Genomic DNA, 12,677 nt, shown 5'->3' on the forward strand with positions numbered 1-12,677 from the left:
CCCCCCCCCCCCCCCCCCCCCCCCCCCCCCCCCCCCCCCCCCCCCCCCCCCCCCCCCCCCCCCCCCCCCCCCCCCCCCCCCCCCCCCCCCCCGCCAGGCACGTGCGCCGGCCCGGGCCGAAAGGAAGAGGCAAGTGAGACAGTCGCTTCACGCACTGCGGTTCATCTACGGCTACCCCCTCCGCTACCGCCGGGCGATGGCCGTGGCCACGATCACCATGCTGACCGGGCTGCTGAGCACCATCGCCATCCCGCTCATCATCCGGGTGGCCATCGACGCGGGCGTGCTCGGCGGCGATCCCGGACTGCTGCTCGCCATCGCCCTCGGCGTCCTCGCCATCGGCGCGGCCTCCGCCGCCCTGCTCCACCTCGGCAAGCAGATGCGCTTCAACGTCGCCAGCAAGGCCGTCAACGACCTGCGGCACGACCTGTTCCGCGGCCTGCTCAAACTCGGGCCGGCCGACACGGCCGAGGCCTCGGGCGGCCGGGCGCTGACCCGCCTGGTCTCCGACGCCGTCTTCGTGCGCGGCCTCACCAACGGCGGCCTGCTCGAACTGCTCAACCAGGTGCTGGTCACCGTGGTGATGTACCTGGTGGCGCTCCTGATCGACGTCCGCACCACGCTGGTCGCCTCCATCCCGCTCGCCATCGTGATCCTCGGCAACATGAGCGTCCAGGGACGACTGCAGCGGGTCTTCGTCGACGTCAAGGGACAGTTCACCAACCTGCTGTCCGGCGTGGGGGAATCCCTGGCCAACATCGGCGTGGTGAAGTCCTTCGGCCGGGAGGACGCCGCGTCCGACCGGCTGCACAAGATCAACGAAGAGCTCTCCGCCCGCCGCGGCAGCATGAAGACCACCTACAGCAGGTGGGAGGCGATCCTGAACGTCGTCGGCGCGCTCCCCACCCCCATCGCCCTGTGGCTCGGCGGCGGCGCGGTCGTCGACGGCGCGCTCACCGTGGGCAGCCTCGTGGCCCTGGTCGCGCTGGTCATGATGGTGCAGATGAGCATGCACCAGGTGACCATGCACGCCAACGGCGTCTTCCGGTCGGTGGTCATCGCCCAGCGGCTGCTGCGCATCATCGAGGCGCCATCGGTGCTGGACCCGCGCTCCGACAGCCGCCCCATGCCCGCTCCCGCCGGCGCGGTCTCCGCGGCCGCCGTCGTCGTGGAGGTCGGCGACCGCAAGGTGCTCGACGGCGTCAGCCTGACGGTCGAACCCGCCGAGGCGGTCGCCGTCATCGGCCCCACCGGCAGTGGGAAGACGACGCTGCTCCACGTGCTGGCCCGCCTGCGCGACCCCGAGTCCGGATTCGTGCTGTACGACGGCGTCGACGGCCGCGAGTACGACCTGGCGTCCATCCGGCGGCAGGTCGTGTGCCTGCCCCAACGCCAGTGGATCTTCGAGGGCACCCTGGCGGACAACATCCGTTTCGCCCGCCCCGAGGCGACCCCCGGCGAGGTCGCCGAGGCGGCGGACGCGGCGGGTCTGCGCCACATCCCGCTGGACCGCGCGCTGGCCGCCGACGCCGCCGACCTGTCCGCCGGCGAACGGCAGCGCGTCGGCCTGGCCCGCGTCCTGCTGGTCGACCCGGCGGTGCTGCTCCTGGACAACCCGACGGCGAACCTCGACGCCGAGACCGAAGTGGAGCTGCTGGACACCATCACGCGGGTGCGCCAGGGCAGAACGCTGGTCATCGCCACCCAGCAGCTCGCGGTGACCCGGTACGTCGACCGGGTGATCGCGCTCAAGAACGGCGTCCTGGCGGAGCCGGATTCCGTACGGCCGGCCGCCCAGGAGGGCGGACCGGGGGAACGGCCGCTGGCGCCCGCCGGCCTGCCGGAAGGAGGTCAGGCAGATGGCTGAGACGGCCGCCGAACCCGTGGTCCTCACCGACGTCCAGGTCAACCAGACACTGCGCCGCGCGGTCAGGCGCTTCCTGCCCTACCTGCGGCCGCACATCGGCTGGATCGCGGTGGCCACCGTCGTGACCATCCTGAGCTCCATCCTCACCATCGCGCAGATGTACACGGTGATGGTCGGCGTGGGGCACATCGTCACCGGCAACCTGGACGCCGTCTGGGGCACCGCGATCAACCTGGTGGTGCTCGCGGTGCTGGACAACGTCATCCGCATCACCTACAACATCGCGATGATCAGGGTGAACGAGCGGCTGACGGTCACCCTCAGGAACGACCTGGTCGCGCGCCTGCACAACCTGCAGCTGTCCCGGCACGTCTCGCAGGCCAGCGGCACCTGGGTCACCCGTGTGCTGTTCGAGGCCGAGCGCTTCCGCGGGTACATCACCAAGACCGGCCTGGAGCTCGTCCAGAGCACCGTGTGGTTCATCGCGTTCGCGGTGTTCCTGCTGGCCCTCAGCCCCGGGGTCGCCCTGCCGACGCTGATCGTCATCCCCATCATGGTCATCGTCGCGCTGCGCTGGACCCGCCACCTGAAGGCCGACACCCGGCGGCAGCGCGAATCCTGGGACACCATGGTGGGCTACCTGAACCAGCGCATCGACGGGCTCGCCGACATCCGCGCCTTCGGCCAGGAAGACAGCATGATGGCCGACCTGGAGAGCAGGTCCGCCGGGTACACCAAGGTGCACAACAGGCTGTCCACCAAGCGACTGTGGCTCACCTCCTACCTCGGGCTGACCGTCCACATCGCCCTGGCCCTGCTGATCTTCTTCGGCGGGCTGCAGATCATCAACGGGCACGCCCTCGGCTCCGGCTTCTTCTTCGACCTGGCCGCGGGCATGATGCCCATGACCTGGATGCTGCTCGGCACCGACACGATGATGGCGTCGATGGGCATGGCGCAGGGCGCCGCTCTGGCCGCCGGCACGCTGGCCGCGTTCGCCCTGTTCTCCAAGCGCATGCTGAACCCGGTCCGCGACGTGGCCAACCAGCTCGGCCAGGCCTCCGACATGGCCGTGTCGGCGCACCGCATCCTGGAGGTGCTCGACCTGCCGGAGGAGGACGACACCGGCGACCCGCTGCCCGATGTCCAGGGACACTTGCGCATCGACGGGGTGAGCTTCGCGTACGCCGACGGCGCCGAGGTCCTGCATGAGGTGTCCCTCGAAGCCCGGCCGGGCGAGCACATCGGCATCGTCGGCGCCAGCGGCGCCGGCAAGAGCACGCTGATGCAGTTGCTGGTCCGCTTCTACACGCCCACCTCCGGCGTGATCCGCATCGACGGCCACGACATCGCACAGGCGACCAAGTCGTCCGTGCGCGGCCAGGTCCTGCTGGTCAGCCAGGAGGCGCAGCTCTTCGACGGCACCGTCGAGGAGAACATCCGGTTCGGCAGGCCGGACGCCACCGACGAGGAGGTCGTGCAGGCGGCCCGCGCCGTGGGCGCCGACGAGGTGATCGGCGAGCTGGGCAAGGGCTATCAGACCAAGGTGGGCGAACGCGGCTCGCGTCTGTCGGTCGGGGAGCGCCAGCTCATCGCCCTCGCCCGCGCCATGCTCGCCGACCCCCGAGTGATCATTCTTGACGAGGCCGTCTCCAGCGTCGACCCCGCCCGCCAGCGGACCGTCCTCGCCGCCATCCGGCGGCTGCTGGAAGGCCGCACCGCGGTGGTCGTCGCGCACTGGCTGGCCCTCGTCGAAGACCTGGACCGCGTCTTCGTCCTGGAGGACGGCCGGATCGTCGAGAGCGGCAGGCCCGTGGAGCTCCTCACGGGCGACGGCCGGCTCGCCGAGCTCTGCAAGGTCCAGACCGGAGAAATCGCCCTACCCGCTGGAAGGAAGTGACCCATGTCCGTCACCGAGCCGAGCGTCGGCCAGCTCTTCTGGTCCGCCGCTCAGAACGAGCCGCTGCCCGTCGTCGAGGCCGAGACCAAGAGTTCGTGCTGTGGCCCGAAGACCGCCACGACCAAGCCCGCCACGACCGACGCCGAGACCGCGGCGCCCGCCGCGAAGAGCTCCTGCTGCGGCCCCAAGCCCGCCACCGAGGAGAAGGCCGCGGCCACCGCCAAGAAGTCGTGCTGCGGATAGCACGCCACGTACCAGGAGGAAGCCGATGAGCAGGCGCTCACTTCGAGCCGGGGCGGCCGCGATCGTCGCGGTGGCCGCCATGGCAGGTTGCGCGCAGAGCCGGGCCGACGGCGACTCCTCGCCGGCGGCATGCCAGACCGAGAAGCAGAGCGCCGGGCTCACGGTGCGGTTCACGACCAACCCATGCCCCGCCAAGGGCGGCACGGCGGCCACCGGGCGGTTCACGGTCCTCGACTCCTCGGGCGCCGCCGTCACCGACGCGACGGTCAAGGTCAACTACGACATGCCGAGCATGAACATGCGCGGCGGTGAGCAGGTGGCGACCAGGAAGGGCGACACCTACGAGTCCAAGCTGGTCCTCGGCATGACCGGCTACTGGGTCATCAGCGTCCAGGTGAACCGCGGGGCGGGAGCGCCGGCCACGGTGCGGTTCGACGTGCGGGCCAAGTAGGGAGACCATGCTCAGTCGCCGTGCGGCCCAGCTGCCGCCCTCCAGCACCGCGGCGCTCGACGCGCACGCCAAGCAACTCGCCGCGGAAGGCGTCGACGTCATCAACCTCACGAGTGGTGAACTGGCGTTCCCCACCCCGCGGCAGGCGTCCGACGGCGGGATCAAGGCCATCACCGGCGGCCGCACCCGGTACACCGCCGTCGCCGGCATCCCGCCGCTGCGGCAGGCCGTGGCGGAACGGCTGACGCGCGCGTGGCGGGCGCCCTACGCCGGCGAGGAGATCATCATCACCAACGGCGCCAAACAGGCGCTCGCCAACGCCTTCGTCGCACTCCTGGACCCCGGGGACGAAGTGATCGTCCAGGCCCCGCACTGGGTGAGCTTCCCGCACATGGTGACCCTCGCCGGCGGCACGCCGGTCATCCTGCCGACGGGACCCGGCACGGGCTTCAAGATGACCCCGCGGGCGGTCGCCGAGCGCGTCACCCCGCGGACGAAGGTCCTGCTGGTGAACAGCCCGTCCAATCCCACCGGAGTCGTCTACGACCGGCGGGAGCTGACGGCCCTGGCCGAGGTCGCGCTGGACGCCGGGCTCGCCATCGTCAGCGACGAGATCTACGGCGACCTGGTCTACCAGGACGGCCTGTTCGCCGGCATGGCCTCCCTCGGCCCCGAGGTGCGAGCCGCCACCATCACGATCGGCGGCCTGTCGAAGACCTTCGCGATGACCGGCTGGCGGGTCGGGTTCGCCGCCGGGCCGAAGCCGGTGATATCGGCCATGGCCGCGCTGCAGGGGCACACGACGTCGGCCGCCTCGACCATCTCCCAGTACGCCGCGCTCGCCGTCCTGCTGGACGAGCCGGTCGCCGAGCTGGATGCCCGCAGGGCGGAGCTCGACGTCCGCCGGCGAGCACTGTGCGCCGGACTCGCCGAGCTGCCCGGCCTCCGGCTCGACGTGGAACCTCTGGGGGCGTTCTTCGCCTTCGTCGACGTGAGCGGCACCTACGGCCTCGCCTGGCAGGGCGAGACGATCCGCAGCGCCGCCGACTTCGCCCGTCATCTGCTGAGCGCCGCCCGCGTCGCCGTCGTCCCGGGCGCCGACTTCGGCGCGCCCGACCACGTCCGCGTCTCCTACGTGGACGGTCCTGAGGTGATCGCCGAGGCGCTCGCCAGGATCCGAGAGTTCTTGACCGAGGCCGCCCGCGTGAACGTCGGCGCCGCCCGCGATTGATGCCCCATCGGCACTGCCGGACCATCCGCACCGAAAGGAACAGCTGTGAGCGTTGTCGCTACGTACGTGGTGGAAGGCATGACCTGCGGAGGATGCGCGAAGCGCGTCAGGAAGGCCGTGGACGGCGCCATCCCCGGCGTCGAGGTGCTCGAGATCGACCCCAAGAGCGGCCGGATGCGGCTCGGCTCGGACGCTCCGCTGTCGGAGGAGACCGTGCGGGACGCGGTGGAGAGCAGCGGATACCGCTTCGCGGGCGTGCTCGCATGAGACCCCAGACCAAGATCGCCGGTTTCGTGGTGGCGCTCGCGGTGGTCTTCGCACTGGCGTACGCGTTCGGGACCCTCGTCCCGCCGGTGGAGTTCTAGGCGCGGTCGGAAGGAGACGAACAGTGTCCGCATCAGCTCTGCCGATCGCGAACCGCTCCGAGGTCACCCTGCTGATCGGTGGGATGACGTGCGGCTCGTGCTCGGCCCGCATCGAACGCAAGCTCAACCGCCTGGACGGCGTCCAGGCCGAGGTCAACCTCGCCATCGAGCAGGCGCACGTCGTCCACGACCCGGGCGTCTCGGTCGAGGAGCTGATCGCCGTGGTGGAGGGGCTCGGATACACGGCGGCGCTGCCCGAGCCCGAGCCCGATCCCGGAGACGGACGGGTCGCCGACGAGCAGCAGGAGGCGGACGACGCGAGCGACGCGGCGCTCGCCGTCATGCGACGCCGGCTCCTGGTCTCCACCGCGCTCGCGGTCCCGGTCGTGGCGATGGCGATGATCACACCGCTCCAGTTCACGTACTGGCAGTGGCTGTCGCTGACCCTCGCGGCGCCCGTGGCGGTGTGGGGAGCGTGGCCGTTCCACCGTGCCGCGTGGAAGAACCTGCGGCACGCCTCGGCCACCATGGACACGCTGGTGTCGCTCGGCGTCATCGCGGCGTTCGGCTGGTCGCTCTACGCGCTGTTCTTCGGGTACGCCGGGCTTCCCGGCATGCGGATGCCGTTCGTGATGCGCCCGGTCTCCGGTGAGGGACTGCACCACATCTACCTGGAGGTCGCCGCGAGCCTCACGGTCTTCATCCTCGCGGGACGCTATGCCGAGCACCGCTCCAAGCGCCGGGCGGGAGCGGCGCTGCGCGCCCTGCTGCGGCTCGGCGCCAAGGACGTCGCGGTGCTGAGGAACGGCGACGAGGTGCGCATCCCGGTGGACCGGCTGACCGTCGGCGAGATCTTCTCGGTCCGGCCGGGGGAGAAGATCGCCACCGACGGCGTCGTCGTGCAGGGAACCTCGGCCGTGGACGTCTCCATGCTCACCGGCGAGAGCGTTCCGGTGGAAGTGGGACCGGAGTCGGCCGTCGTCGGCGCCACCGTCAACACCAGCGGGCGGCTGATCGTCCGTGCCACCCGCGTCGGCGCCGACACCCAGCTCGCCCAGATGTCCCGCCTCATCACCGACGCGCAGGCCGGCAAGGCCCCGGTGCAGCGCCTCGCCGACCGGGTCGCCGCGGTCTTCGTCCCCGTCGTCGTGACGATCGCCGCGGCCACGTTCGGGTTCTGGCTCGGCAACGGGCTGGACGTCGCGGCCGCGCTGACCGCCGCCGTCTCCGTCCTGGTCGTCGCCTGCCCGTGCGCGCTCGGCCTGGCCACTCCGACCGCGCTGCTGGTCGGGACCGGACGCGGCGCCCAGCTCGGCATCCTCATCCGCGGACCCGAGATCCTGGAGTCGACCCGGCGGATCGACACCATCGTCCTGGACAAGACGGGCACCGTCACGGCCGGAGCGATGCGGCTGGTCGCCGTCGTGCCGCGCGCGGGGGAGGACGAGGACCGGGTCCTCACCTTCGCCGGCGCGCTGGAGGACGCGTCCGAGCATCCGATCGCCCAGGCCATCGCGGCCGGCGCGCGAGAGCGCCTCGGCGGACTGCCGGCCGTCTCGGCGTTCGAGGGCACCCCCGGCCGCGGAGTCTCCGGCGAGGTCGACGGCGTGCGGGTACGCGTCGGCCGCGCCACCTGGCTGGACGCCGCCTCGCCGCTGCCGCCCGAGCTGCGTCAGGCGCACGACGACGCCGAGAGCCGCGGTCTGACCCCGGTGCTCGTCGCCTGGGACGCGGAAGTGCGGGGCGTGCTCGTCGTCGCCGACACCGTCAAGCCGACCAGCGCCGGCGCCGTGGAGGCCATGCGGCGACTGCGGCTGCGGCCGATCCTGCTCACCGGGGACAACACGCGGGCCGCTCAGGCCGTCGCCGGGCAGGTGGGGATCACCGAGGTCGAGGCCGAGGTCATGCCGGCCGGCAAGGTGGACGTGATCAAGCGGTTGCAGCAGGAGGGCCGGGTCGTCGCCATGGTGGGCGACGGGGTGAACGACGCCGCGGCCCTCGCCCAGGCCGATCTCGGCATCGCCATGGGCACCGGCACGGACGCCGCGATCGAGGCCGGCGACATCACCCTCGTCCGGGCCGACCTGCGCGCGGCCGCCGACGCGGTACGGCTGTCCCGGCGGACGCTCGCGACGATCAAGGGCAACCTCTTCTGGGCCTTCGCCTACAACGTGGCCGCCGTCCCGCTCGCGGTCCTGGGCCTGCTGAACCCGATGATCGCCGGCGCCGCGATGGCCGCGTCCAGCGTGTTCGTGCTCACCAACAGCCTGCGGCTGCGCCGGTTCCACGCCCTGGCGGACGGCTCCGCGCCCGCCGAGCCCGCGAAAGCGCCGGTCACGCCGGACACCCCGCCCGGCCGCGCGCTCGAAACGGCCACGACGAGCAGGGACGGCTGACGATGCCCCGGCGAGCGGCCGACGCGAGCGGCCACGAAGACGACGATGTGCGAGCGGGGAGGTGACGCATGGATGCCGCCGGGTCCGACGGGTACGCGCCACTGACGCGCGGCGTGCTCGACAACTCCGTGGCGGGGGACCTGGCGCCGATGTTCAAGGCGCTCGGTGATCCGGTCCGGCTCAGGCTGCTCTCGCTGATCGCCTCCCATCCCGACCGGGAGGTCTGCGTCTGCGACATGTCCGAGGACTTCGACCTGTCGTCCCCGACGATCTCCTACCACCTGAAGGTGCTCCGGGCCGCCGGTCTCATCACCGCCGACCGGCGCGGAACGTGGGTCTACTACAGCACGGTCGCGACGGCGCTCGGCCGCCTGGCGAGGTTGCTCGACGCCCCGGGCGAGGCCATTTCGGCGGTGCTCCCGGCCGAGACGGGACGTGAGGACCGGTGATCCGGAAGATGGCCTTCGGAGTGCCGATGGCGGTCGTCACACCGGACGAGGCGCTGGACGGCGACTGGTCGGCCCACCGGGGCGAGGTCGACGTCGTGCGTGTGCAGAATCCGCCGGTCGACACGTGGGCGGACCTGGCGAGCGCGGGATTCTTCCCCAAACCGCAGGTCGTGGTGTGGCGGGCGGCCACGGCCGGGACCGAGGAGGCGTTCCTGGCCCGGTTGCCGAGCAAGGACAGGCGCAACGTCTTCGCGGCGCGCCGCAGGGTCGCGAGCGACGGCGTGCGCTTCGACGTCCGTCCGGTCTCGGCGGCGCTGCTGGACGCGTTCCTCCCGCTGTACGAGAACGAGGTCGGCAAGATGCGCCACGGCTGGGCCGTGGCCAGTGCCGCCAAGGACCGCATCCTCGCCGCGGCCGACGACTATTTCGCCGTCTGCGCGTGGGACGGCGACGACCTGGCCGGCGCGTGCCTCAACCTGCGGTCCCGGCCGAAGGACGAGGTGCGGGCGCGTTTCTCGGCGGTGACGCCGCGGCACCGCTCCTCCGGACTGCCCCGCCTGCTGTACATGCGGGTCATCGAGGAGGCGCGACGGCGCGGCTTCGGCTGGGTGAGCCTCGGCAGCGACCCGAACCTGTACGGCCACATGGTGAAGCCCGGCCTGTTCGGCTTCAAGAGCCGGCTCGGCTTCACCGCCGTCCCCTCGCATCTGGTCGACCCGGGCTCCGGCTCCGACCAGGCCGATCTGATCGTGGGTCTGAGCGCGCTCACCGACCCGTCATTCGTGCTCTCCTACGCCGCGGGGGACGACGGCCGGCCGCGGCGCGGACCGGTCCTGCGGCTGGAGCTGTTCGGCTCGGCCGAGGAACCGGACCTGCGTCCCTACAGCGCCGGGTTCCTCGCCGGGGTGCGCGCGCACCGCCTCGGCGACGCGCCCGTCCCCACGGTGAATCCGTGATCGAGAACGATGGGAAGGGAAAAATGCCGCTCGAACCGTGCACTCTCATGCCCGCGAGCCCCGACGTCGCCGAGCCGGGTACCGTTCACCCGGCCGAGCCGGGCATACCCGCCGGCCGGGACTCGCCCCTGCCCCCGCTGACTCCCGGAGCCGGTTGGGACGTCGCGGCCGCCGCGTGACCGGGCACGCGACCGCGCCGCGCGGGCCGTGCCCGGAGCGCCGCCGACGGTCGCCGGGACGGCCCGCCGGTCACTTCTTCCGGACGTCGCACGCGAAGCACTTGTACGCCTGCTGGCCGGAGAGGTTGTCGTACAACCGGTCGTCGACCAGCGTGTTCGCCGGTTCGTAGCGCGGATCGCCGTACAGGTCGCCGACCCGCTGGGCGGGGCCGAAGGTGTTGGGCAGATAGATGGTGTCGGTACGGATGCCGGTGTCGAGCAGCGCGGTGCCGGTCACCGCGCCGCGCGGGCTCTCGACCACGACGGTGTCGCCCTGCGCGATCCCCAGCCTCTGGGCGGTGCTCGGATGGATCTGCACCAGGCGGACGCCGTTGAGCCGCTCGCCGGTCGCGGTCCAGTGGGTCACCGAGGCGAAGTGCACGACGCTCGGCCGGCCGGTCATCCCCATCAGCGGGAACCTCCGGTGCACGGCGCCGGAGCCCGGCACGCCGAGACGCACCGGCTGGGTCAGCGCCTGCGGGTTGACGGGGTTGGCGATGTACCGGTCCTCGTAGGCGATGGTCGGGTGCGCGCCGGTGACCTCGGGATGGGTGTAGAAGGACGGCAGGGCATGGTGGCCGCTGGGCGCGAGCTTGCGCTCCAGGTCCGGCGTGGTGATCTCGATCTTCCCGCTGGGGGTCAGGAACCTCTTGCCGCGGTTGGCGGGGTCGAGCGCCTCGGCGGCCTGGTACCAGCTCGGGTGGTCCAGATAGAGCGTGCTGACACCGGGGTGGTCCGTCGTGGGGCACGGCCAGCGGAGCGGCTCGGTGCGCGCCCGGAGGCGCTCGCGGGTCATCCCGCCCATGCCGGGCGTGTTGGCCACGAAGGTGTCCCAGAGCTTCGGGTAGCTCCTCCACTCCAACGGGAACGCGTCGGTCCAGTAGGAGCTGGGACGCCGGCGGTCGTTGCGGCCCAGGGCGTGCGCGAGGCCGATCCAGATCTCCGTGTCGGACCACGACTCGCCGACGCGCTCCACCGCGGCGTCCTGCCATCGGATGGCCCGGTCGTCGCGGCGCATGTAGACGCCCTCGAACTCAAGGCCGCTGCAGACCGGCAGGATGACGTCGGCGTAGTACGCCGCCTCCTCCATGAACAGCCCGGTGTAGACGTAGAAGTCGAGCTCGGCGAACGCCTCACGTACCTTGCCGGTGTTCGCCGAGCTGATCAGGGGGTTGCCCTCGGTCATCACGGCCTTGAGGCGGTAGGGCCTGCCGTTGAGGATCGACTCGGCGAACGCGTCCGGGCCGACGGGCAGGGCCGGTCCGCGCTCGGGGGGAGTGACCTTCAGGGGTGGCAGGCCGAGACCGCCGGGCCAGGTGTTGTGCATGAAGTTGCAGCCGCCGCCCGGGACGCCGATGTTGCCGGTGACCGCGGCCAGCATCGCGAGCGCCCGGTAGGTGTCGAACGCGCCGAGCTGGTGGGAGATGCCGGCGTTGCAGAAGATCGCGGCCGGTCGTGTGGTCGCGTAGTCCACGGCCAGCCGCCTGATCGTCGCCGCCGGCACCCCGGTGACGCCCGCGGCCCACTCCGGGGTGTACGCCTCGGCCTTCAGATGCTCGCGCAGCTCCTCGAAGCCCAGCACCCAGCGCGCCACGAACGCCTTGTCGTGAAGGTTCTGAGTGACGATGTGGTGCAGCATGCCAAGGACGAGCGCGAAATCGGTGTGCGGCTTCGGCGCTATCCACTGGTCCGCGTGCACGCTCGTGGGCGTGTGCCGAGGGTCGACGACGACGAGCTTGGCGCCGGTGCGCTTCTTGCCGCGCAGCAGGTGGGCGAAGGTGACCGGATGGGTCTCCCCCTGGTTCGTCCCCAGGAACAGGAAGAACTTCGCCGATCCCAGGTCCTCCTTCCCGGTGGCTCCGTCGACCCCGTAGCCGTTGGTGAAGTTGCCGAGCCCGAAGGTGGCGGCGAGCGCGTTGCCTCCGGCGTCGTTGCACACGGGGCCGACGTCGGTGTCGTTCGGGCTGCCCAGCAAGGAGAAGACGCGGCCGGCCAGCGATCCGGTGCCGCGCGGCAGCCGGCCGGTGGTCCGGTTGGCGATGGCGCGGGCCTCTCCGGCGTCGCGCAACGCGAGCCAGCGGCGGGCGATGATGTCGAGCGCGTCGTCCCACGAGATGGGCTCGAAGCGGCTGCCCGGATCCCCCTTCTTGCCGGAGACCCGCCGCAGCGGCCTGGTGAGCCGGAGGGGGTTGTAGACCAGCTCGGTCATCATGGGCGCCTTGACGCACAGGTTGCCGTCCTGCACGGGATCCTTCCGCTCCCCGCGGATCTCCAGCACCCGGCCGAGCTTGAGCGAGACCTCCAGCCTGCAGTCGCTGTTGCAGAACTGGCAGGCGCTGTGCACCACCTTGTCCGGGGTCAGCGCCGCCGAGCCCTCACTGAAGTCCGGCATGGAGCCCCCGCCCGAGTCTGAGGCCACCGGCGCCGCGGCGTACGCCGCCTGCCCCGCGAAAGGGACGATGCCTGGCACCCCGCCCGCCGCCGTGCCGGCGCTCGCGAGAATCCCGCCGCGCAGGACCCCGCGGCGGGTGATGTTCTTACCGTCCCCGGGCGCTGCGCCCTCCTGCTCCACCATGACGTCTCTCCCATCGCGATGGGGCA

The 12,677-nt window shown here is 71.8% G+C and carries 10 protein-coding genes; 9 read left to right on the forward strand and 1 reads right to left on the reverse strand.

Annotated elements, in window-relative coordinates; translation table 11 throughout:
- Nucleotides 1-133: 133 nt before the first annotated feature.
- The 9 genes from ACZ6QO_RS36635 (at nucleotide 134) to ACZ6QO_RS36675 (ending at nucleotide 9,858) form a co-directional block, all read left to right on the forward strand.
- Entirely contained in the window at nucleotides 134-1,867 is a 1,734-nt protein-coding gene (locus ACZ6QO_RS36635) for an ABC transporter ATP-binding protein (RefSeq protein ID WP_465857909.1), read from the forward strand.
- Nucleotides 1,860-3,767, forward strand: a complete 1,908-nt coding sequence (locus ACZ6QO_RS36640) for an ABC transporter ATP-binding protein (protein ID WP_465857911.1) — start codon at nucleotides 1,860-1,862, stop codon at nucleotides 3,765-3,767. The genes ACZ6QO_RS36635 and ACZ6QO_RS36640 overlap by 8 nt, the downstream gene beginning before the upstream one ends.
- Nucleotides 3,768-3,770: 3 nt before the next feature.
- Nucleotides 3,771-4,010 carry a hypothetical protein gene (locus ACZ6QO_RS36645; RefSeq protein ID WP_465857913.1) on the forward strand — a complete coding sequence of 80 codons (240 nt, stop codon included), beginning with the start codon at nucleotides 3,771-3,773 and terminating at the stop codon, nucleotides 4,008-4,010.
- A gap of 25 nt (nucleotides 4,011-4,035) precedes the next feature.
- Entirely contained in the window at nucleotides 4,036-4,461 is a 426-nt protein-coding gene (locus tag ACZ6QO_RS36650) for a FixH family protein (protein ID WP_465857915.1), read from the forward strand.
- 7 nt (nucleotides 4,462-4,468) lie between these two features.
- Entirely contained in the window at nucleotides 4,469-5,692 is a 1,224-nt protein-coding gene (locus ACZ6QO_RS36655) for a pyridoxal phosphate-dependent aminotransferase (protein WP_465857916.1), read from the forward strand.
- A gap of 45 nt (nucleotides 5,693-5,737) precedes the next feature.
- On the forward strand, nucleotides 5,738-5,959 hold the full coding sequence (locus tag ACZ6QO_RS36660; RefSeq protein WP_465857918.1) for a heavy-metal-associated domain-containing protein: 222 nt from the start codon (nucleotides 5,738-5,740) through the stop codon (nucleotides 5,957-5,959).
- A 121-nt stretch (nucleotides 5,960-6,080) separates the two neighbouring features.
- On the forward strand, nucleotides 6,081-8,453 hold the full coding sequence (locus ACZ6QO_RS36665; RefSeq protein WP_465857920.1) for a heavy metal translocating P-type ATPase: 2,373 nt from the start codon (nucleotides 6,081-6,083) through the stop codon (nucleotides 8,451-8,453).
- 68 nt (nucleotides 8,454-8,521) lie between these two features.
- Nucleotides 8,522-8,902 (forward strand): ArsR/SmtB family transcription factor, encoded by a 381-nt coding sequence (locus ACZ6QO_RS36670; protein WP_465857922.1) that lies wholly within the window; start codon nucleotides 8,522-8,524, stop codon nucleotides 8,900-8,902.
- A 26-nt stretch (nucleotides 8,903-8,928) separates the two neighbouring features.
- Nucleotides 8,929-9,858 (forward strand): GNAT family N-acetyltransferase, encoded by a 930-nt coding sequence (locus ACZ6QO_RS36675; RefSeq protein ID WP_465857923.1) that lies wholly within the window; start codon nucleotides 8,929-8,931, stop codon nucleotides 9,856-9,858.
- Nucleotides 9,859-10,107: 249 nt separating this feature from the next.
- Here ACZ6QO_RS36675 and ACZ6QO_RS36680 read toward each other — a convergent pair whose 3' ends face one another.
- Nucleotides 10,108-12,651 carry a molybdopterin-containing oxidoreductase family protein gene (locus ACZ6QO_RS36680; RefSeq protein WP_465857925.1) on the reverse strand — a complete coding sequence of 848 codons (2,544 nt, stop codon included), beginning with the start codon at nucleotides 12,649-12,651 and terminating at the stop codon, nucleotides 10,108-10,110.
- Nucleotides 12,652-12,677: the final 26 nt, after the last annotated feature.

The sequence above is a fragment of the Sphaerisporangium sp. NPDC049457 genome, assembly GCF_055586705.1.

Coding starts and splice junctions, on each gene's coding strand:
- ACZ6QO_RS36675 (WP_465857923.1), top strand. CDS start 8,929: ATGGCGGTCGTCACACCGGACGAGGCGCTGGACGGCGACTGGTCGGCC.
- ACZ6QO_RS36655 (WP_465857916.1), top strand. CDS start 4,469: ATGCTCAGTCGCCGTGCGGCCCAGCTGCCGCCCTCCAGCACCGCGGCG.
- ACZ6QO_RS36680 (WP_465857925.1), bottom strand. CDS start 12,651: ATGGTGGAGCAGGAGGGCGCAGCGCCCGGGGACGGTAAGAACATCACC.
- ACZ6QO_RS36670 (WP_465857922.1), top strand. CDS start 8,522: ATGGATGCCGCCGGGTCCGACGGGTACGCGCCACTGACGCGCGGCGTG.
- ACZ6QO_RS36645 (WP_465857913.1), top strand. CDS start 3,771: ATGTCCGTCACCGAGCCGAGCGTCGGCCAGCTCTTCTGGTCCGCCGCT.
- ACZ6QO_RS36640 (WP_465857911.1), top strand. CDS start 1,860: ATGGCTGAGACGGCCGCCGAACCCGTGGTCCTCACCGACGTCCAGGTC.
- ACZ6QO_RS36650 (WP_465857915.1), top strand. CDS start 4,036: ATGAGCAGGCGCTCACTTCGAGCCGGGGCGGCCGCGATCGTCGCGGTG.